Origin of the sequence: Acetobacter sp. DmW_136, from assembly GCF_008690365.1 — a bacterium.
Taxonomy (GTDB): domain Bacteria; phylum Pseudomonadota; class Alphaproteobacteria; order Acetobacterales; family Acetobacteraceae; genus Acetobacter; species Acetobacter oryzifermentans.
This window is the reverse complement of record NZ_VHON01000028.1, coordinates 1-20,013: the sequence shown is the minus strand read 5'-3', so window position 1 is coordinate 20,013 and position 20,013 is coordinate 1. Positions and strand designations below refer to the sequence as shown.

The 20,013-nt window shown below is 52.5% G+C and carries 18 protein-coding genes, 1 pseudogene and 1 riboswitch; of the genes and pseudogenes, 11 read left to right on the top strand and 8 right to left on the bottom strand.

Going from position 1 to position 20,013, the window contains the following annotated elements; translation table 11 throughout:
- Nucleotides 1-6: 6 nt before the first annotated feature.
- The 3 genes from FKW31_RS09550 to acnA all read right to left on the bottom strand — a co-directional run bounded on the left by FKW31_RS09550 (nucleotide 7) and on the right by acnA (nucleotide 5,082).
- The gene (locus FKW31_RS09550; protein ID WP_082823214.1) at nucleotides 7-1,566 is read right to left on the bottom strand and encodes an ABC transporter substrate-binding protein/permease; all 1,560 of its coding nucleotides are present in this window, start codon (nucleotides 1,564-1,566) and stop codon (nucleotides 7-9) included.
- Nucleotides 1,563-2,324, bottom strand: a complete 762-nt coding sequence (locus FKW31_RS09545) for an amino acid ABC transporter ATP-binding protein (protein ID WP_003624594.1) — start codon at nucleotides 2,322-2,324, stop codon at nucleotides 1,563-1,565. Before FKW31_RS09545 ends, FKW31_RS09550 begins: the two co-directional genes overlap by 4 nt.
- 64 nt (nucleotides 2,325-2,388) lie before the next feature.
- Nucleotides 2,389-5,082 carry an aconitate hydratase AcnA gene (acnA, locus tag FKW31_RS09540; RefSeq protein ID WP_035352276.1) on the bottom strand — a complete coding sequence of 898 codons (2,694 nt, stop codon included), beginning with the start codon at nucleotides 5,080-5,082 and terminating at the stop codon, nucleotides 2,389-2,391.
- A gap of 191 nt (nucleotides 5,083-5,273) precedes the next feature.
- On the opposite strand from acnA, the gene ccmA reads away from it, so the two are divergent.
- Both ccmA and ccmB read left to right on the top strand, forming a co-directional pair.
- On the top strand, nucleotides 5,274-6,020 hold the full coding sequence (gene ccmA, locus FKW31_RS09535; protein WP_150178408.1) for a heme ABC exporter ATP-binding protein CcmA: 747 nt from the start codon (nucleotides 5,274-5,276) through the stop codon (nucleotides 6,018-6,020).
- Nucleotides 6,017-6,685, top strand: coding sequence for a heme exporter protein CcmB (gene ccmB / locus FKW31_RS09530; RefSeq protein WP_006115092.1), 669 nt, complete (start codon nucleotides 6,017-6,019; stop codon nucleotides 6,683-6,685). The genes ccmA and ccmB overlap by 4 nt, the downstream gene beginning before the upstream one ends.
- 58 nt (nucleotides 6,686-6,743) lie before the next feature.
- On the opposite strand, the gene FKW31_RS09525 is transcribed toward ccmB, so the two are convergent.
- Together FKW31_RS09525 and FKW31_RS09520 are read right to left on the bottom strand one after the other, a co-directional pair.
- Nucleotides 6,744-7,532 (bottom strand): YfdX family protein, encoded by a 789-nt coding sequence (locus FKW31_RS09525; RefSeq protein WP_193562067.1) that lies wholly within the window; start codon nucleotides 7,530-7,532, stop codon nucleotides 6,744-6,746.
- Nucleotides 7,533-7,579: 47 nt separating this feature from the next.
- On the bottom strand, nucleotides 7,580-8,893 hold the full coding sequence (locus FKW31_RS09520) for a type III PLP-dependent enzyme (protein ID WP_193562064.1): 1,314 nt from the start codon (nucleotides 8,891-8,893) through the stop codon (nucleotides 7,580-7,582).
- A 275-nt stretch (nucleotides 8,894-9,168) separates the two neighbouring features.
- Here FKW31_RS09520 and FKW31_RS09515 point away from each other — a divergent pair, with 275 nt between their 5' ends.
- Nucleotides 9,169-10,149 (top strand): YihY/virulence factor BrkB family protein, encoded by a 981-nt coding sequence (locus FKW31_RS09515; protein WP_370513051.1) that lies wholly within the window; start codon nucleotides 9,169-9,171, stop codon nucleotides 10,147-10,149.
- Nucleotides 10,150-10,248: 99 nt separating this feature from the next.
- On the opposite strand, the gene FKW31_RS09510 is transcribed toward FKW31_RS09515, so the two are convergent.
- Nucleotides 10,249-10,842: a septal ring lytic transglycosylase RlpA family protein gene (locus FKW31_RS09510; RefSeq protein ID WP_089179755.1), complete on the bottom strand. Its 594-nt coding sequence runs from the start codon at nucleotides 10,840-10,842 to the stop codon at nucleotides 10,249-10,251.
- A 260-nt stretch (nucleotides 10,843-11,102) separates the two neighbouring features.
- Here FKW31_RS09510 and aroQ point away from each other — a divergent pair, with 260 nt between their 5' ends.
- From aroQ to accC, 3 genes are read left to right on the top strand one after another with little or no spacing between them, the layout of a single operon-like run.
- Complete coding sequence (gene aroQ / locus FKW31_RS09505; RefSeq protein ID WP_035352282.1) at nucleotides 11,103-11,555, top strand: type II 3-dehydroquinate dehydratase; 453 nt, start codon at nucleotides 11,103-11,105, stop codon at nucleotides 11,553-11,555.
- Nucleotides 11,555-12,028 carry an acetyl-CoA carboxylase biotin carboxyl carrier protein gene (gene accB / locus FKW31_RS09500; protein ID WP_006115098.1) on the top strand — a complete coding sequence of 158 codons (474 nt, stop codon included), beginning with the start codon at nucleotides 11,555-11,557 and terminating at the stop codon, nucleotides 12,026-12,028. The genes aroQ and accB overlap by 1 nt, the downstream gene beginning before the upstream one ends.
- The gene (accC, locus tag FKW31_RS09495; RefSeq protein ID WP_006115099.1) at nucleotides 12,028-13,371 is read left to right on the top strand and encodes an acetyl-CoA carboxylase biotin carboxylase subunit; all 1,344 of its coding nucleotides are present in this window, start codon (nucleotides 12,028-12,030) and stop codon (nucleotides 13,369-13,371) included. The genes accB and accC overlap by 1 nt, the downstream gene beginning before the upstream one ends.
- A 95-nt stretch (nucleotides 13,372-13,466) precedes the next feature.
- Here accC and FKW31_RS09490 read toward each other — a convergent pair whose 3' ends face one another.
- Nucleotides 13,467-14,954, bottom strand: coding sequence for a sugar porter family MFS transporter (locus tag FKW31_RS09490; protein WP_063354727.1), 1,488 nt, complete (start codon nucleotides 14,952-14,954; stop codon nucleotides 13,467-13,469).
- Between the two features lie 171 nt (nucleotides 14,955-15,125).
- Nucleotides 15,126-15,279, top strand: a riboswitch (TPP riboswitch).
- Between the two features lie 83 nt (nucleotides 15,280-15,362).
- Here FKW31_RS09490 and thiC point away from each other — a divergent pair.
- Nucleotides 15,363-17,240: a phosphomethylpyrimidine synthase ThiC gene (gene thiC / locus FKW31_RS09485; protein WP_063354728.1), complete on the top strand. Its 1,878-nt coding sequence runs from the start codon at nucleotides 15,363-15,365 to the stop codon at nucleotides 17,238-17,240.
- A gap of 72 nt (nucleotides 17,241-17,312) precedes the next feature.
- Here the strand turns inward: thiC and FKW31_RS09480 are convergent, their stop codons facing one another.
- Nucleotides 17,313-17,843, bottom strand: a complete 531-nt coding sequence (locus tag FKW31_RS09480) for a hypothetical protein (RefSeq protein ID WP_089179756.1) — start codon at nucleotides 17,841-17,843, stop codon at nucleotides 17,313-17,315.
- A 74-nt stretch (nucleotides 17,844-17,917) separates the two neighbouring features.
- Between FKW31_RS09480 and FKW31_RS09475 the strand changes: the two genes are divergently transcribed.
- The 4 genes and pseudogenes from FKW31_RS09475 to FKW31_RS16420 form a co-directional block, all read left to right on the top strand.
- A complete protein-coding gene (locus FKW31_RS09475) occupies nucleotides 17,918-18,277 on the top strand; it encodes a cupredoxin domain-containing protein (RefSeq protein WP_006115103.1) in 360 nt (119 codons plus the stop codon).
- Between the two features lie 3 nt (nucleotides 18,278-18,280).
- A complete protein-coding gene (locus tag FKW31_RS09470; RefSeq protein WP_150178405.1) occupies nucleotides 18,281-19,102 on the top strand; it encodes an FTR1 family protein in 822 nt (273 codons plus the stop codon).
- Between the two features lie 33 nt (nucleotides 19,103-19,135).
- Nucleotides 19,136-19,687 (top strand): iron transporter, encoded by a 552-nt coding sequence (locus tag FKW31_RS09465; protein ID WP_006115105.1) that lies wholly within the window; start codon nucleotides 19,136-19,138, stop codon nucleotides 19,685-19,687.
- Between the two features lie 164 nt (nucleotides 19,688-19,851).
- Nucleotides 19,852-20,013: pseudogene (locus FKW31_RS16420) on the top strand (carbohydrate porin); the annotation flags it as partial.

The window sequence follows — 20,013 nt, the reverse complement described above, 5'->3', positions numbered from 1 at the left end:
CAAGTTTTACCGGCGGCGCATATGCGGTTGTGCCAGCTTTTTTTCTGCCATACGTGCCAGACGCACAAAAGGCAGCCCCAGCAACAGATAGGCTGCGCCTACCATCAGCCCTGTTCCGAAATAGTCGAAATAGGAAGAAGACAGACGGATGTAAGTCTGGGTCAATTCTGTCAGCGTGATCACGCTGACCAGTGATGAATCTTTCAATAACGAAATAAAGTCGTTGGTCATAACAGGCATAACCAGACGGAAAGCCTGCGGCACAACCACGTAACGCAATGCCTGAGCGTGCGTCATATTCAGAGCCAAAGCAGCTTCCATCTGCCCATGCGCCACAGATTGCAGGCCTGCGCGATAGTTTTCGGCCTCATACGCCGCATAATTCATACCCAAGCTGACAACGCCAGCCAGAAAGGGGGTAAGGCTGATGCCAAATTCAGGCAAGCCGTAGAAAATGAACAGAACCTGAATCAGCAATGGGGTGCCGCGCACCACTTCCACGTATGTGGTCGCCAACCAGCGGAGCGGTGTAGGGCCGTACAGGCGCAAAAGCGCCAACGCCAAGCCCGCTCCAACCGCCAGCACCATCGCACACAAAGAAACCAGCAGAGTCAGCCATGCGGCTTTTGCCAACTGCGGCAGAAACCCAACATAGCGATCCAGCTTAATGCGCCAGCCGCCTTTACCTTCCAGCTCCGCCACATATGCGTTCCACGCCGCAGGCGTAACGTTAAGCGTGGTGTGATCATTGGTGAACTGCGCCATTTCTGGCGTCCACAAATCCCACCGCAGCAATACGCGATGGAGCGTACCATCATGCTGCATGGTTGCCAGGGCGGCATTCACCTTTGTACGCAGGGCTACATTCTGCCCTTTGGCAAAAGCTATGCCATATTCTACACGGCCAATGGGTTCACCCACCACCTGCAAGGCTGGGTTGGTATCACCGTAATATTTGGCAATGGGGCCATCAATCAGAATGGCATCCGTGCGACCATTCGCCAGATCCATGAATGCATCGGTTTCTTCATCATACGTCCGAAGCTGAACCTTGGCGTTCTCCGTCAGGATACGCTCAGCTTGCGTATCCTTGATTGTGCCAATGGCATGACCATTCAGATCCGCGAGATTTTTAAGTTGCGGGCCATTACGCCGCACCACAATCCGTTCGGATGTGATGTAATATGGATTTGAAAAATCAATACCTTCGGCATGCTCATCTGTCATTTCAATGCCACAGATGACCATTTCATACAGGCCACGCTGCAAGCCGGGAATAAGACCATCCCAATCATTCTGCACGAACTGAAGCGGCGCACCCATGTGCTTGCCCAGCTCCTGCATCAGGTCGTATTCAAACCCGGTCAGCTTGTCCTGATCTTTCAGATCATGGAAGGTATAGGGTACGTCTGATGAAGCATCCGCAGCCCAGCGGATCGGCTTTTCTTCCTGTGCGTATGCCACATGCGCGCCAGCACCCAGCCAACTTGCGGCCAGCAGCAGACAAACACAGCGCAAAAACAAACCCCAAAGGCGTGGCGGGCAATGCTGTGCGTTCTGTTTCACAGAAGTGTCCTCAAAAAGCGGCGTGTCTGTTCATGGGCCGGGTTCACACACAGAACCTCCGGCGGGCCGGATTCAACAATATGGCCACCATCCATATAGACAATGGTATCCGATGCCACTTGGGCAAAACGCATATCGTGGGTGACGATAATCTGCGTCATCCCTTCATCATCAAGGGTGCGCATTACCCCCAGCACTTCTTCCGCAACAATCGGGTCCAGCGCTGATGTGGGTTCATCATACAGCATAATTTCTGGCCGCATGGCCAAAGCGCGTGCAATGGCGGCGCGTTGCTGCTGCCCACCAGAAAGCGAAACTGGGTAGCGTTGCGCCACGCGCGCCAACCCTACTTTTTCCAGCAGAGCCATAGCCTCGGCACGTTCAACTTCTCCGCCCTCCCCCTTAACCACGCGGGGGGCCAGCAGAACATTGTCCAGAACTGTAAGATGGGGAAACAGGTTAAAGCTCTGGAACACCATGCCCACGTGAGTGCGCAAGCGGTGTGCCATATGCTCATCTGCGCGACGCCAGACGGCATCTTTGCGCTCTATGGTCACCCCCATGGCGGTTATCTTACCGCTATCGGGAATTTCCAGAAAATTCAAACACCGTAGAAAAGTGGATTTTCCGCAACCGGATGGGCCAATAATAGAAACCAGCTCACCCTTTCGCACCTGCATGGATACACCACACAGGACATCCCCTTCGCCGAAATTTTTGTGCAGATGTTCCGCACTCAAAACGACTGGGTCTTCCACAGAAAACGCCGACCCGGTGCGCACCGGGTCGGCATCTCGACGTTCACCTTGAACGAAATGGTTCTCAGGCAGCTTTCGTCATCCCTCGCAAGACGTACTGAAGGATGCCACCATGCCTATAATACTCGACTTCGTCTAGAGTATCGACACGGCAAAGCAGTGGTACTTCCTGCGTGGAGCCGTCATTTCTTGTAATTGTCATAATTACATCCATGCGCGGCGAAAGTTTATCAACACCCTTGATGCTGATCACCTCGTCACCCTTCAGACCAAGGGTCTTACGAGTTGTGCCATCCTTGAACACCAGCGGCAGAACGCCCATGCCCACAAGGTTGGAACGGTGGATACGCTCAAAGCTTTCAGCAATAACGGCCTTTACGCCCAGCAGCAGGGTGCCTTTTGCGGCCCAGTCACGGGAAGAACCCATGCCGTATTCCTTGCCACCGATGACCACCAGCGGAGTATGTTCCTTTTTATACTCCATGGCCACATCGTAAATGGCGCCTTCCTTCCCATCTGGGAAGTGCTTGGAATATCCACCTTCCGTACCCGGCAACATTTCGTTTTTGATACGGATGTTGGCAAAAGTACCACGCACCATCACACGGTCATTCCCACGACGGGAGCCGTAAGAGTTAAAGTCTTTCGGCTCAACCCCGTGTTCCATCAGGTAACGACCAGCCGGTGAATCCTTTTTAATGGAACCAGCCGGAGAGATATGGTCGGTCGTGATGTTATCACCCAGCAGGGCCAGAATACGCGCACCTTCGATATTGCCGGGAGCTTTAGGCTCAACGTCCATATGCTTGAAGTACGGCGGATCCTGCACGTAGGTAGATTTTGGATCCCACTTATAGGTTTCAGAACCCGTAGCAACCTTCAGGCCCTGCCATTCCTTTGTGCCCTTGGACACGTTCTTGTAACGGTTGATAAACTCGTCACGGCTGATGGCAGAAGCAATAAGGTCTGCAATTTCCTTATTGGTGGGCCAGATATCCTTCAGGTAAACTGGCTTGCCATCCTTGGATGTGCCCAGCTGTTCCGTTGTAATATCTTGCCGCATGGTCCCCAGAAGGGAATATGCAACCACCAGCGGCGGGCTTGCCAGATAGTTGGCCCGAACGTTGGGGGAAATACGGCCTTCAAAGTTACGGTTGCCAGACAGGACAGAAACAGCAACCAGGTCGTTGTTTTCAATCGCATCCACAATGTGGGAAGGCAGCGGGCCGGAGTTACCGATACAGGTGGTGCAACCATACCCAACGGTATTGAAGCCCATGGCATCCAAGTCGGTCGTGAGGCCAGAACGGTTCAGGTAATCTGTAACAACCTGAGACCCCGGAGCCAGAGAGGTTTTCACCCAAGGCTTAGGCTTCAGGCCCAGAGCGCGTGCTTTACGGGCAACCAGACCAGCCGCAATCAGCACAGCCGGATTGGATGTGTTGGTGCACGAGGTAATGGCGGCAATAACAATATCGCCCTGCCCCAGATCATAGTTTGTTCCGGCAACCGGCACCTTTTTATTGGCATCGTTGGCGGCTACACCCAAAGAGCTGGTCAGTTCTTTTTCAAACGCAGTTTTGGCGCTTTTCAGCTCCACGCGGTCCTGCGGACGCTTGGGGCCTGCCAGAGACGGCACAACCGTGCTGAGATCCAGCTCCAGAACATCCGTAAAGACGGGTTCCGGTGTTTCGTGCGTGCGGAACATACCCTGTGCACGCAGGTATTCTTCAACCAGCTTAATGCGATGTTCATCGCGGCCAGTCTGACGCAGGAAGTCCAGCGTAAGCGCATCAACCGGGAAGAACCCGCAAGTTGCACCATATTCCGGAGCCATGTTGGCAATGGTTGAACGGTCAGCAACCGGCAGATGGTCCAGTGCCGGGCCAAAGAACTCAACAAACTTACCAACCACGCCTTTTTTGCGCAGCATCTGGGTAACTGTCAGCACCAGATCGGTAGCTGTTGCGCCTTCTGGCAGCTTGCCTGTCAGTTTAAAGCCGATCACATCCGGGATCAGCATGGCAATGGGCTGGCCCAGCATTGCGGCTTCAGCCTCAATACCACCCACACCCCAGCCCAACACACCCAGACCGTTGATCATGGTGGTGTGGCTGTCTGTGCCGTAAAGGGAATCCGGGTAAACGTATTCCTTACCACCAACATTGGCAGTCCATGCCACCTGGGCAATGTATTCCAGGTTCACCTGATGGCAGATACCCGTATCTGGCGGCACAACAGAGAAGTTTTCGAAAGCTTCCTGGCCCCAGCGCAGAAAGGCATAACGTTCTGCGTTGCGCTCAAATTCCAGAGTGATGTTTTCCTGCAGCGCTTCTTTTGTGCCTGCATAGTCCACCATCACGGAATGGTCGATCACAAGGTTGACCGGAACCATTGGGTTTACCTTCTGCGGATCCCCCTTCAGGCTCACAATCCCATCGCGCATGGCTGCAAGATCCACCACACCCGGCACGCCGGTGAAGTCCTGCATCAGAATGCGTGAAGGCTTGAAAGGCACTTCCTTGCTGCTGCTGCCTTTTGGCAACCAACCTGCAATGGCCTTGGCGTCATCTACATTGTAGGAGCGCCCATCTTCAAACCGCAGAATATTTTCCAGAAGAACCTTCAGCGAAACCGGCAGGCGACTTACGTCGCCAATGGTTTTTGCCGCTTCGGGAATGGAAAAATAATGGTAGGTCTTGCCGTCAACCTCAAGGGTGCGGCCTGTCTTTAGCTTATCGTGCCCAACCGTTTTCATAATCGCTCTCTCCCCGATCACAGCCGATGGCTGGTGATGCGTTCAGGACACCGTAAACATGCCATTCGGCGCCGAGTGCCTGCCTGATCTGCCGGGCAACCGGCTTGATATCCCGTTGGGCCTAGAACATACCGGCAGTTGGAAAAGGCACAAGGCGGGGAGCGACCACGAGAACGCGAGCACCCCGGCTTTTGCGGCCTTGCACGGTAACAATAAGGAGAAGTGTTATCGCCGACAGTCCTTTCCCTGCCGGGCACTCTGCCCCAACCAGGCCTGTAACTGGTGCATTTCCGGCACTTTATGCTGAGGATCTTTGTGTTTTCCGTGGGGAAAGACTGGTACTGGACGGTATCAGCTTTCAGATGGAAGCCGGAGCCGCCATGCTGCTAACCGGCCCTAATGGTGCAGGAAAATCCACTTTGCTGCGCGTTCTGGCGGGCCTACGCAAACCCGATTCCGGCCAGTTGCTCTGGCATGGCGAATCGGTTTTTGCAGATCGCGCGGCCCATGCCAGCCAAGTGGCCTATCTGGGGCATCAGGATGCGCTTAAGCCGGGGCTGACTGTAACCGAAAACCTCGCATTATTCGCACGTGCAGGCCAAGGTGACATGCAGAAGGCCCTTGAGGCCATGGATCTGCTGCCACTTGCCAATCTGCCAGCCCGCCTACTTTCTGCTGGACAGAAACGGCGCACGGCGCTTGCGCGTGTTTTGCTGGCCAATGCGCCTTTATGGTTGCTGGATGAACCTAGCCTTGGCTTGGATACCAATGCCATTACCCTGTTAGGACAAGCCCTTACAGCACATAGGCAACAAGGCGGGTTGGTGATTGCCACCACACATGTGCCCTTACCGCTAGAAAACGTGCAGCCCCTTACATTGCCGGGCGCGGGCGATTCGGCTGCTTCCACCTTTTGCCAGCAGGAGGATGACGCATGATCGGGCTGTTTTGGGCCATTGTTGGGCGTGACCTGCGCCTTGCCCTCCGGCATGGGGCAGACACAATGGGGGCCATTCTCTTCTTTATTGTTACGGCCACCCTGTTCCCGCTTGCTCTTGGCCCATCCCCAGAATTGCTGCGCCATATGGCGCCCGGCATTATCTGGGTTTGCGCCCTGCTGGCTGCTCTTCTGCCACTAGATCGACTATTTGGTGCGGAGCTTGAAGATGGATCACTAGATCAGCTCCTACTTCTGGGCGTTCCGGCCTCCCTTGTCGCCTTAGCCAAAATAACTGCACACTGGTTGACCACAGGCATTCCCCTGCTTTTGGCCGCCGTACCATTAGCCACCATGCTGGGATTGCCAGCTTCTGCCTTGCCTGTGCTTTTGGCCGGGCTTTTCCTTGGATCTGTTGTGTTATCTCTGATTGGGGGGATGGGCGCATCTATTGTGCTGGGCGCACGACGCGGTGGTGTGCTGCTACCACTGCTTACGTTGCCCTTGGCAACACCTGCGCTAATTTTTGGAGCTGCGGCTATTGATGCCGCATCAACCGGCCTGCCTTGGCAACCAGATTTGGAACTTTTGGCAGCCTTTGTGGTGGGGGCTCTCCCACTCTGCCCGCTGGCAGCCGGTGCTGGGCTGAGGGCCGCCGCAGAATAATAAGCATCTGCTGTTATGGCCCTTTGAATAGGCCATAACAGCAGCATATTTGGCAAAATTACTTAGATGTATTGCCAGATGTCGTCTGCTGATGGCTGACAGCCTGAATATCAACAGAGGCATAACGCACAGAATTTTCCGCATCACGCAGGGCTTCACTTGCCTTGTACGGATCGTTCTTGATGAACTGTGCAGCGTGGTTCACGTCCTGCCGTGTCTGCTCCAGCGGCACAGCAGCAATGACGTAATCTGCATCCACACCAGAAACTTTTAGCACTTCAGAAGCGCGGTCCGGGTCACCTGCACGCAGGTGGCGGTTTGCCGCGGCAACAGCTGCACTTTTTTCTGTTGTGGGTTCAACTGTTTCATCCAGAACCAGTTCGCCATCAATCGGCAACCAAGCCACAGGCGTAGTGCTGCCCGTGCCTTTTTTAGCTGTCTGAGCCTGCTTGGTTTTCACCGGCATCAGTTCAGCTTCTGCTTTCTGGAAAGCAGTATTATCGGCCCGTGCCCGATCCAACGCCTGCTGTGCGCTTGTAATCAGGGTTTTAGCCCCTTTGAGGTCACCATCAAAAATGGCGCGGCGTGCCAGCATCAGTTCTTCAAACGCTGTGTTCCCATCGTCTGAAAGGCGGCCGAAATCCTGCGTTGCCGCAGATGTTGCAGCATTTGTTGCAGGCACAGCGGCCGTAGATGCTGCCTGCTGCTGTGCCCATGCTGGCGCAACAGCCGTTGTTGCTGCCAGTAGAGCGCCCAACAGCATACCCGTTTTCTTCATGATTTCTCCCTTTCTGAACGCCATCCATAATGGCCTTGTTTGCGTTCTAATTGTTGAGCGAGAAAGCACGAAAGCAAAGGCAGGCAAACACAAGGCTGGCCTGCCCTCACATCGGATCAGATATAATGCTCGGTTAATGGCGCAAAACCATTAAACCCCGTCGCACAGTAAGTGGAGACATAAGCACCGGCCCCCAGCAGATCGACCTGTTCCCCCGCAGCTAAGTCCAGCGGCAGTTCGTAATGCGTTTTCTCGTACATGATATCCGCACCATCACAGGTTGGCCCGGCCAGCGCCACACGCCCTGTTGGAGAACCATCCCGACTGGTGCGAATCGCGTAACGAATGGATTCGTTTTCTGTTTCCGCCAAGCCGCCAAACCGCCCGATATCCAGATATACCCAACGCAGCCCATCCTTGCGCCCACGCGCACTGACAAGCACAACTTCCGAGCGCACCACACCGGCTTCACCCACAATAAAGCGGCCAGGTTCCACCAGCATTTCTGGCAATGCATTGCCAAAATGCTCTGTCATGGCGCGGAAGATGGCCGTAGTGAAGTGATCGATTTCAGGCACATCATCCCGGTAGCGGATGGGAAAACCGCCCCCCAGATTGACCATGCGCAAATCCAGCCCGGCAGCACTTAAATCTGTAAACAGAGCCGCCGCACGGGCAATGGCAACCTCATAAGCTTCTGCAGAAAGCTGCTGGCTGCCCACATGGAAGGAAAGCCCATACGGGTCCAGCCCCAGTTCTCTGGCTGCCAGCATCAGTTCCTTGGCGGATTCGACGGTAGTGCCAAACTTGCGGGAAAGTGGCCATTCTGCCCCGTAATTATCCACCAGAAGGCGGCAATAAACGCGGCTTCCCGGTGCGTGTGCAGCCAGTTTTTCCAGCTCTTCCCGGCAGTCAAAAACAAACATCCGCACACCGGCGTCATAAGCAGCACGGATAGCAGAAACCTTTTTAACCGTATTCCCAAAGGAAATGGCATCCGGGCTGGCGCCTGCCTGCAGGCATAGGGAAACTTCTTCCCACGAAGCGGCATCAAAGCAGGAGCCAAGCTCAACCAGCTGCCGCAGAATAGGCTGTGCTGGATTAGCTTTAACGGCATAGTAAATACGAGCCTGCGGCAAAGCTTTGCCCAATGCATGATAGCGGTCTGCTACGGCATCCACATCGAGAACAAGACAAGGCGTTGCCGGCTTTTGCTCGGCGAGAAAACGGGTGATTTTGGGATTCATATCCCCACTCCCCCAGATCAGGCTCCTCCGCCTGAACAGCGCGGAGAAGGACGTTGCGAAACGGTCTAACGGACCAGCGACCAAAGGCAGATGCACGAAACATCCCGATTGCCAGAACGCTTGACGTCGTTGCGTAACCTCAGAGGGCCAGTGGCACGTGCGTTGCTGCGTAGGGGCGTGCATATGAGGCCAAAGCGCAACAAGTGCAAGTCAAAAACATTCAAAAAACAAAAAAACATGGCACTTGGCCATCATGCCCGATAAGACAAGGCAAGCTTTATACACGGCATTTATGCTCGTTTTTGGCAAAAGCATGCAGAGTTAACTTTTTGTTCCTGCAAGAAAGCATGCCTCTTTACCGCACACCATGCCGTTATTGTTATTGGTGTGCTGCTACAAGTTTATCGCTGGTGCCGCAGAAGGTGCCTCTTACCTTAACGAAGGACGCTCCAATCCCGATGCAGGTTATCTGTCAGCCCGATACGCGCCCATCTGTGCACCCGGATTCTCACTCCCACACGATTCATGAAAACGTGCAACCCAATTTTTCTCGCCCTTCTGAACTGGGGCGGAAAGATTGGAAGATTATTTTACAGCGCACAGTTAAAAGCCTTATTTCAGGCCCCACCACATTGGTGGCCGCTGGTTGCGCATTTTATACCACGCTCTCCCTATTTCCGGCCATCAGCTCCCTGATCTCCATTTATGGGTTGGCTTTTGATGTGCAGACCGTGGCGCCACAGATGGAAGTCTTGCGCAACCTGCTGCCACCCAATGCCTTCACTCTGCTTTATGATCGTGTGCAAACGCTGGTAGCTGAGCCGCCCTCATCCCTCACATTCAACCTGATTATTTCAGTCAGCGTGGCTTTGTGGTCTGCCTCTGCGGCAACGCGGTCTATTATTTCTGCCTTGAATATCGCGTATAATACACGTGAAAATCGTAATTTCTTTATATTTCAGATTACTGCCTTTGCCCTTACTCTTTGCGGCATTCTGGGCGCAGTGCTTACTTTGGCCCTTATGGTAGCCATGCCTCTGCTGCTTAACCTTCCGGCATTGCTACACATTCCCACCCCTCCCGGTTCCATTGAATTTATGGCCCGGTGGAGCGGCCCGGTGGTGATGTTTACATTTGAAACTCTGGCTCTTTCCGCACTGTACAGATTTGGCCCCAACCGGCACATTTCCACCCAATGGCGCTGGGTTCTGCCCGGAGCCGTCTGCTCCACGCTAACGTGGATTGCGGCATCACTCGGCTTTTCCTACTACGTGGCACATATTGCCAGTTACAGCGCCACTTATGGGCCACTAGGGGCCTTTATCGCCATTATGATGTGGTTTTTTGTAACCGCATGGGTGGTACTTATGGGGGCTGAACTGAATGCTGAGATGGAAAGTTACGCCCGTGGTATTACACGGCAGCCTCTGGAAGTTTGATCAACCAGAATCCAGACATCATCAAAAGGGGGTATCCTGATCAGGATACCCCCTTTTGATTCTCTACAATGCTTTTTGTAAAAACCTGCCGTATTCGTCTTAACGGCGGTGACGTGCCCTATGAAGAGGGCGTGCTGTGTGCGGTGCGGTGTCCTGCAAGGAAAGGCTGCTATCAGCCAAACCACCTTCATCTGGCGCAGATGCCACTTCAACCGGAGCGGGCTCTACCCGCACATGGGCAATACCACTGTTCAACATCCCCAATTCCGCGGCTGCGGCTTTGGAGACATCAATAATACGGCCACGGCTGTAAGGCCCACGATCATTGATTGTAACCACCACAGAGCGGCCTGTATCTTCTGAAACAACCCGTAGTTTACTGCCCAACGGTGCCGTAGGATGCGCGGCTGTTAAGCTGCCCTTGTCAAACCGCTCCCCCGAAGATGTGCGTCGATTATGGAAGCGCCCCCCATACCAACTGGCCACACCTTTTTGAAAAATGCGCTGCGCCTTATTTGTATCAGAATCCGCAGTGGCGACTGTCTGTGCGCTACGCCCAGCCAATGCACGGCGGACAGAATCTGCCCACGCCGTACCACCTTGCCCGGCCTCTGCTGCCTGAACAGCGGAAGCCGACAAAAGAGAAGACATAACAAACACACTTCCAAGAAGTGCCCGGCGCAGGGCTGACATCCGCCTGTTTACTCCATTTTCTGACATCGTTCTGTTCGCCAGAAGACCGTGTTCACACTGTAAAAGCAATCTTTTTCAACCTCCAGAATGCAAATACAGATTTATAGTCACTTATGTTCAACACGCTTATCGTGACAAAAATATGGCCTTAAAGCACGCAACTCCGGTGCACGTATTTTTGCTAGACTGCATTTTCCTGCCCACCAGCATGCCTCTTCTCTTGGATACGGGGCAGCATCGTGCTACGGCCCCTTCCTGTTATGGAAAGACCTCTTATTGCTGTACTCAACGGCCCCAACCTGAATATGCTTGGCCAGCGCCAACCCGAAATATACGGGCGGGCAACGCTGGACGACGTGGAACAACTTTGCCTGCAAACAGCTGAAAAGCTGGGCTTGGCCATAGATTTCCGCCAGACCAACATTGAAGGTGAGCTAATCTCCTGGGTGCAGGACTGCCGCAAGCGTGCGCGGGGCATTATCATCAACCCGGCTGGCTATACACATACGTCTATCGCCCTGCTGGATGCCCTGCTGACAACAGACTTGCCTGTGATAGAGGTTCATATCTCCAACATTCACCGCCGCGAGCCATTCCGCCATCATTCCTATGTCTCTCGCGCTGCTACAGGCGTTATCTGTGGGCTAGGCGTGGCGGGGTATTCTCTGGCATTGCAGGCAATGACCGATCTTATTCTGAATGAGGATGACTGATGAGCGGATTGCTCGTGGATGCGGAGGCCATTCGGGCTCTGGCTGAAATTCTGGCCGAAACCGGCCTGACTGAAATTGAAGTATCGGAAAAGGACAGCCGCATTCGCGTTGCCCGCATGCCTGCCCCCGTGCAAGCTGTGGCCGCCGCGCCTCAGGCCGTTGCAGCTCCGGCACCGGCACCCGCCGCAGCCCCGGCGGAAGCCGCAGTGCCTGCCGCCCCGGCAGACCTTTCCCGCCATCCGGGCGCTGTAAACAGCCCAATGGTGGGTGTGGCTTACCTGACCCCAGATCCGTCCTCCCCTCCTTTTGCCAGCGAAGGCCAGATTGTAACTGCTGGCCAGACCCTGATGCTGATTGAAGCCATGAAAACCTTCAACCAGATCAAGGCTCCTAAAGGTGGCACGCTTAAAGCCCTGCTGGTGGCTTCGGGCGATCCAGTAGAATACGGCCAGCCGCTTGCTATTATTGAGTAATGTTTTCTAAGATCCTTATCGCCAACCGAGGCGAAATTGCCCTTCGTATCCTGCGCGCCTGCCGGGAGCTAGGGATCAAGACCGTAGCGGTACATTCCACTGCGGATGAAGACGCCATGCATGTTCGGCTGGCAGATGAAGCTGTTTGCATCGGGCCACCAGCCTCGCGCGATTCTTATCTGAACGTAGCTGCAATTCTTTCTGCAGCCACCATTACCGGGGCGGAAGCTATTCACCCCGGTTATGGTTTTCTTTCAGAAAATGCTGATTTTGCCGAAACGGTGGAAGCACACGGCCTAACCTTTATTGGCCCTACGGCGGAGCATATCCGCATGATGGGGGATAAGATTACCGCCAAAACCACCATGCAGATGCTGGGCGTGCCCTTGGTGCCCGGTTCTGATGGTGAACTGACAAGCCTAGAAGAAGCCCGCGAAGTTGCTGACAAAGTGGGCTACCCAGTGCTGATCAAGGCTGCGGCTGGCGGTGGTGGCCGTGGCATGAAGGTGGCCCAAACGGCTGACGATCTGGAAGATGCCTGGAAAATGGCCCGCGCCGAAGCACGTGCTGCTTTTGGTAACGATGCTGTTTATCTGGAAAAATACATGGATCGGCCACGCCATATTGAACTCCAGATTCTGGGGGACAATTACGGCAACGTGGTGCATTTTGGGGAACGCGACTGCTCTCTCCAGCGCCGCCACCAGAAACTTCTGGAAGAAGCGGGTTCTCCTGCCCTTACGGCAGAACAGCGTGATGCCATTGGCCAGACAGCCACGCAGGCCCTTTCCAAAATGGGCTATCGCAACGCGGGCACGCTGGAATTCCTGTATCAGGATGGACAGTTCTGCTTCATTGAAATGAACACCCGCCTTCAGGTCGAACATCCAGTAACCGAAATGGTGTGTGATGTGGATTTGGTGCGTGAGCAAATCCGCTTGGCCGCTGGTGAGCAGCTTGGCTACACGCAGAAGGATATTTCATTTTCTGGCCATGCCATTGAATGCCGTATCAATGCGGAAGATCCAGACAACTTTACCCCCTGCCCCGGCACGGTTGCTGTTTACCATCCACCCGGCGGTTTGGGTGTACGTGTAGATAGCGCCCTTTACACCGGTTACCGCGTACCACCTTTTTACGACAGCATGATTGCCAAGCTGATCGTACACGCCCCTACGCGTGAGCAGGCTATTGCCCGCATGCAGCGTGCGTTGGATGAATTTGTGGTGGAAGGTATTAAAACTGTTATTCCGCTGCACCGCCGTATTCTGGAAGATCCAGAATTCCAGAAGGGTGAGTACACCATCCATTGGTTGGAGCAATTTACAGCCAAACCACACTAAACTGCGGTTTGACTGTTTTATGGCGACCACAAAAAACCCGGCGCATCTTTTAGGATGCCGCCGGGTTTTTTATATTTGGATCTTAAGATCAGCAATTAAGCACTAGGTGTCACCCCAACAGCTTCCTCTTCTTCCTCATCATAGGAGCGAATGCGCGGATCTTGTCCCACACGCGGGCGGAATTCACCACGGCGCAAAGCTGTTTCAATATCTTCCAATGTTGCCCCAGCTGTTTCCGGCACACAGAAGAAAACAAACAAGACAGACGCAAGGTTAACACCAGCATAAATCCACATGGTGCCACCCAAAGAAACTGTCTGCACCAATGTAAGAGCCGTGGATGTTACCAGCAGATCAGCCCCCCACAGCATGGCCGCATGTATACTGGTTGCCGCAGCACGCATAGGCAGCGGAAACAACTCTGCCCCCAAAAGCCAGCCCACAACCTGAATACCGCCAGAATTAAACAGCATAAACAGCAGCAAGAAGGCCACAATCAACCAGCTTCCCACACTCCCCTGAGCCGGGTGCATGGCAAAAACAATGCCCAGGCCAATAAGGCTTACAACAGAGCCCGGCCCCATAATAAGCACCAAGCGCCGACGGCCAATTTTATCGACAAACAAGCACCCAAGCAGGGTCATGATGAGATAAACAAGCGCGATTCCCAAGCTTGTCAGCAGTGCTGATGAACTTCCAAACCCTGCGTCAGACAAAAAGGTAGGGGTATAGTAGATCATCATCTCCAGCCCACCAGCCTGCGTAAAGAAGGCAATCCCTAAGGCAGCTATCAGCGCAGGGCGCACCCAAGGTAGCTTCAGGCCCTTCCAGCCACGTTCATCTTCATCTAGATTTACAACATTGGCGTGGATCTCATTGATCTCGCGCTGAATGACCTTGCGGGAAGAACGCACACGCCCAAGCTGCTCTACCGCAGATTCCAGCCCTTCATTTTCAGCAGTCCAACGTGGGCTTTTGGGCAGAAAAAACATGCTGATAAAAACAAAAGCAGCCGGGATAGCGGCCACAGAAATCATGGGCCGCCAACCCCATTTTTCACGCATGGTAAAACCAACCAAGTTGGCCAGAAAAATGCCAATCCCAATAGCCACGTTAAACAGCGTTACCAGATTGCCGCGCTTGCTGGCTGGGGCCAATTCCGAAATATATGTTGGCACCACCTGCGTGGCACCACCCACTGCGCAGCCCAAAAATACACGGGCAATAATGAGGCTGGTAAGATTGGGTGCGTAAGAACACGCTAATGCACCAATTACAAAAACTGCGGTAACGACCATAACCGAAACACGGCGACCAAAGCGTTCTGATAAGTTGGCAATGCCCATGGCACCAATAACAGCGCCTACCAGAATAGCTGATGTAACAATTTCCTCCTGACCAGCAGTCAGATGAAAATCTTTTGTAATAAGAAGAAGGGCACCAGAAATAATACCGGTATCGTAGCCGTAAAGACCACCACAGATGGCAGAAACAAATGCTGCAATCCACAACACGTGCTTGGCATACGGAGAAATATCGAGATTTTGTATAGCTTCTTGAGCTCGTTTCTTTTCAGATTTCATGCTGTGATTATGCCACGATTAGAAAATTATTGCATATCTGACATAATTTTATTTATTATGTCACAAATAGGCTTTTATGCCTTACGAATTTCACCCTTCTAAAACGCACGCATACGTTTTTCGTTTCCCTTTGATTTTTCTTGACATAATTGCACTTAAAGCTATCTGCTGTCCAATACCAAGGGGGGTTCCGGTAAGGAACTGAGAGGCCACTTTTTGCACGATTCGTTCGGGCACCGTGGCGACCCTGCCGCCAGAACATGATGTTTTGGCGGGGAACCTGATCCGGCTTATACCGGCGGAGGGACTGGTGCCTGAAAAGACAGATATGTTCTTCCCGAACCTAGCCGCCCACAAAAGCGGAGTCTCTTCAGACCTGTCCTCCTCGGCAGAGGAGACGATGACATTATGTCTTCAGTTGATTCCAAACAAAACGCGGCCCCTTCCAGTGTAGGGGGCAACCCTAAACCTGCCAACACGGCTGCACCCGCTCCGGGGCATGTCACCACCGGTGCTATCCGTGGTTCATGTAAAGTGTATTCTAGCCCCGCAGATCGGCCAGATATGCGTGTGCCGTTCCGCGAAATCATGCTGGAACCTTCTGCAAACGAACCCCCAGTGCGTGTGTATGATACTTCCGGCCCCTACACAGACAGCACTGTAGAAATTGACGTTAACAAAGGGCTACCCAAAATTCGGGCACCGTGGCTGACTGCCCGCGGTTTTGAGAACATCAAACCGCGTGACATTAAGCCAGAAGATAATGGCAATGCAGAAGGCACCTATCTTGTAGCCCCCTGCCCTGCTCCGCATACCGTGTTGAAGGGGCGAGAAGGGCAACTTGTTACGCAGTATGAGTTCGCTAAAGCAGGCATTATTACAGATGAAATGATTTACGTGGCCCACCGCGAAAATCTGGGCCGACAAAAAGCTGCTGATGATGCCGCCCAGTGTCTGGAAGATGGTGAATCCTTTGGAGCCAGTATTCCAGAATTCATCACGCCTGAATTTGTCCGTCAGGAAATTGCCCGCGGCCGAGCCATTATTCCGGCAAACATCAACCATCCAGAGTTGGAACCCGTTATTATCGGGCGTAATTTCCTTGTAAAAATTAACGCCAATATCGGCAATTCTGCCATTACTTCATCAGCGGCAGAAGAAGTTGAAAAGCTTGTATGGTCCATTCGCTGGGGTGCGGATACCGTAATGGACCTTTCCACAGGCCGAAACATCCACAATATCCGTGATTGGATTTTACGTAACGCTCCCACACCTATTGGCACAGTGCCACTGTATCAGGCTTTAGAAAAAGTCGGCGGTGATGTCAGCAAACTGAACTGGGAAGTTTTTCGCGATACTCTGATCGAACAGGCAGAACAGGGCGTGGATTACTTTACCATTCATGCGGGCGTACGGTTGCAGCATGTGCCGCTAACAGCTCATCGCGTTACAGGCATTGTTTCACGCGGCGGCTCCATCATGGCAAGCTGGTGCCTAAATGGTCACCGCGAAAGCTTCCTTTACGAACACTTTGCAGACATATGCGACATCATGCGCGCCTATGATGTTTCCTTCTCTTTAGGAGACGGCCTACGCCCAGGCAGCATTGCCGATGCTAATGATGCTGCACAGTTTGCCGAACTGGAAACCCTGGGTGAACTCACAGAAATCGCTTGGGCAAAAGGCTGTCAGGTTATGATCGAAGGGCCAGGCCATGTGCCCATGCACAAGATCAAGGCCAACATGGATAAGCAGCTTAAAGAATGTAAGGAGGCCCCCTTCTATACGCTTGGCCCGCTGACCACAGACATTGCACCGGGGTATGACCACATTACATCTGCCATTGGCGCAGCCATGATCGGATGGTTTGGCACCTCTATGCTCTGCTATGTCACACCCAAGGAACATCTGGGCCTACCAGACAGGAATGACGTAAAAACAGGTGTGATCACCTACCGTATTGCAGCGCATGCCGCTGATCTTGCAAAAGGTCATCCATCCGCAAAATATCGGGATGATGCGCTTAGCCGTGCGCGGTTCTCCTTTAGGTGGGAAGATCAGTTCAATCTTTCTTTAGACCCAGATACAGCCTGCGCGTATCATGATGAAACCATGCCGCGGGAGGCACATAAAAGTGCACATTTCTGTTCAATGTGCGGCCCTAAATTCTGTTCAATGCGTATCAGTCAGGATCTGAAGCAAGACGCCATACGCATTGCTGGCATGGAGCAGAAAACAGAAGAATTCCGACAAGCTGGTGGCAAAGTTTATGTGCCAGCAGAGTAAGTTACCAAACTGATAACAAAAAGCCCCGGGCCAATAGCCCGGGGCTTTTTTATGCCCTCAAAAATCACGTTGTTAGAAATAGTGCCTTAAATAAACTTTCGGCACGCCTTCACTGTTCAGGCATGAAAATACAATAACAGCGGCCCATACCACGCAGGACGCCACACAAAACGCTTTTGTCCATTTTGGCAGATCATTATCCCGACCAGCCATCACCGGCCAGTAAATAGATTTATGCCCAAACCATGCCAGAACACCCGCTACGGCCAATGCTATCAATTTAGGAGAAAGATACGCCCGATTGCCGATATGCACTGGATCATAAAAAAACAAAGCGAAACCAGAGATCATCGCCAAGGCATAACTGATATGCAGTGGCTTCACCATAAACCGTGAAATGCGCACCACTGTTGGCCGATCCAGATTTTGAATAACAGCGAGAATAAACAGAAATTCCAAACCAAAAAACGCTGCCATTGTAAGAATATGTACAATTCTCGCAAGGTAATGCACTGGCTGGAACCAGAAATGATAAGCCCGACTATCTAACGCCATAAGCAAGGAGTTGGGCAGGCGCAGGAACGCCAAGGGATGAGATGACATAAGCGTTAAGCTCGCGGGTTATCTGGTGTGATTGACTTTGACAATGATTCGCACTAATCCAAACGGCATGACTGATGGAGTATCATACAATGAAACTGCTTGTAGCAGCCATTCCTCTGTTAGCAGGTGCATGGATATGTTTCCCTCAGCAGGCCCATTCTCAAACAGTTTTTCAGCTTACTGTCAAAGATCATCATTTTGAGCCTGATCATATCACCGTTCCTGCTGGTGAGCGATTCATGATCGAACTCAATAATCAGGACACAACAACTGATGAGCTCGAAAGCTACGATATGAAATTTGAAAAAATTGTTGTTCCACAAGGAACAATCAAAGTGCATGCTGGGCCTCTTCACCCTGGAACCTATACTTTTTTTGATGATTACCACCCAGACGAGGCCAAGGGTACAGTTACAGCAGAAGAAAAGAAGTAAATTATGCTTGGAAGCCTGATTATTGTCTTTCGCGAGGTTATGGAAGCCGGGTTGATTGTTGGCATTGTGCTGGCAGCCACACGGGGCATTCCGGGGCGCGGATGGTGGGTTTCCGGAGGCATTGGCGCAGGTGTTGTTAGCGCAGCAATTGTAGCCATGTTTGCGGGTGAACTCTCTCAGGCTTTTTCAGGAAACGGGCAGGATATTTTTTCTGCTGTTATCCTGTGCATCGCGGTTCTTATGCTTTCATGGCATGTTATCTGGATGGCCAGCCATGGCCGCGAGCTTGCTCAGGAAATGCGTAGTGTTGGCAATGAAGTATCAGAAGGAAGCCGCTCTCTTTTCGCTCTGGCTACTGTTGTTGCAGTAGCTGTTCTGCGCGAGGGCATGGAAGTTGTGCTGTTCCTTTATGGTATTGCTGTTTCCGCACATACCGGTTTTGTGCCCATGTTTACAGGCGGCCTCCTTGGCGTTCTGGGGGGAGCTGCACTTTCATGGGCTCTTTATAGAGGTTTGATTATCATTCCTCTGAAACATCTTTTTGCAGTCACGAATGTTCTGGTCTCCTTTCTGGCGGCTGGTATGGCCAGTCAGGCTGCTGCCATCCTTGCGAATGATGATCTGATCCCCGCCATGGGTTACGATATCTGGGATACATCTTGGCTGCTGTCTGATGGCAGCATGCTTGGGCGCACGGCCAAAGTTCTGATTGGATACACAGATAGACCAATGGGCATTCAGCTGCTTGTATGGGTGCTGACACTTGCCGGACTGGTTGTTGCTGAACGCTTTGTTCGCACACGTCCTCAATCCAGCGCTTCATAATCAGTCACAGGTGCGCAGAAAATATCTGCCACTGTGCCTTACAAAAACTTGAGGTGCAGACATATGAAATCCTATCTTTCAATTCTTTCCGCGGCATCGGTTCTTACCCTTGCCATCGCTCTTCCGGCTGCAGCCCGCGAATACCCAGTGGGTGGCCCCGTGCATGCGCATGACATGGAAATTGCAGCAAACTACCTGCTTGATATTGACATGATGCCCATGACATCTGACATGGCGATGGGCAAAGATACCATTCATCTGGAAACCGATGTACATGCCACGGCAGATAACCAGTGGGGCTTTCCTGATGGAGCTTGGGTTCCTTACCTGAAGGTAGATTACACTCTGACCAAAAAAGGATCCAGCTGGAAAAATCAGGGCACGCTGCACCCCATGACAGCAAAAGATGGCCCGCATTACGCCAACAATGTTAAAATGGATGGCCCTGGCAGCTACACGGTTGTGTTTAACTATAGCTCACCGGAAGCCAACGGGTTTATTCATCACACAGATAAAGAAACCGGCACGCCGGGCTTTTGGCAGCCCTTTACAGAATCATTCACTTTTGAATACCCACAGAAGTAATAATGATGTTTTAAAAGAGAGGGCATTGCCCTCTCTTTTTTACATTCCAGCCCTGCGTTTATGAAGACAGCATTCTAATTGCATTTTTATACGCTCTAATTGAGAATGATTATCCGTTGCTAAATGCAGATCATCCGCGCCAATTACCAGAGCAGCTTACAACCATGCAAAAATCCCGTAAAATAAATAGAAAATTTCTAAAGTTTTTTTGTCTTTACGCGACAATTCTGACTACTCCCGTCTTAGCGCATGGTGAGGAGACGCAGATTGAGCAGGATCGTCGTCGGTTAGGCAATTCTGGGCCTCTGATTGAACAGATTGACCCG

Coding starts and splice junctions, on each gene's coding strand:
- accB (WP_006115098.1), top strand. CDS start 11,555: ATGAGCGGATTGCTCGTGGATGCGGAGGCCATTCGGGCTCTGGCTGAA.
- FKW31_RS09520 (WP_193562064.1), bottom strand. CDS start 8,893: ATGCACGCCCCTACGCAGCAACGCACGTGCCACTGGCCCTCTGAGGTT.
- FKW31_RS09475 (WP_006115103.1), top strand. CDS start 17,918: ATGGAGTATCATACAATGAAACTGCTTGTAGCAGCCATTCCTCTGTTA.
- ccmB (WP_006115092.1), top strand. CDS start 6,017: ATGATCGGGCTGTTTTGGGCCATTGTTGGGCGTGACCTGCGCCTTGCC.
- FKW31_RS09515 (WP_370513051.1), top strand. CDS start 9,169: ATGCAGGTTATCTGTCAGCCCGATACGCGCCCATCTGTGCACCCGGAT.
- FKW31_RS09490 (WP_063354727.1), bottom strand. CDS start 14,954: ATGAAATCTGAAAAGAAACGAGCTCAAGAAGCTATACAAAATCTCGAT.
- acnA (WP_035352276.1), bottom strand. CDS start 5,082: ATGAAAACGGTTGGGCACGATAAGCTAAAGACAGGCCGCACCCTTGAG.
- FKW31_RS09470 (WP_150178405.1), top strand. CDS start 18,281: ATGCTTGGAAGCCTGATTATTGTCTTTCGCGAGGTTATGGAAGCCGGG.
- accC (WP_006115099.1), top strand. CDS start 12,028: ATGTTTTCTAAGATCCTTATCGCCAACCGAGGCGAAATTGCCCTTCGT.
- thiC (WP_063354728.1), top strand. CDS start 15,363: ATGTCTTCAGTTGATTCCAAACAAAACGCGGCCCCTTCCAGTGTAGGG.
- aroQ (WP_035352282.1), top strand. CDS start 11,103: ATGGAAAGACCTCTTATTGCTGTACTCAACGGCCCCAACCTGAATATG.
- FKW31_RS09480 (WP_089179756.1), bottom strand. CDS start 17,843: ATGTCATCTCATCCCTTGGCGTTCCTGCGCCTGCCCAACTCCTTGCTT.
- FKW31_RS09510 (WP_089179755.1), bottom strand. CDS start 10,842: ATGTCAGCCCTGCGCCGGGCACTTCTTGGAAGTGTGTTTGTTATGTCT.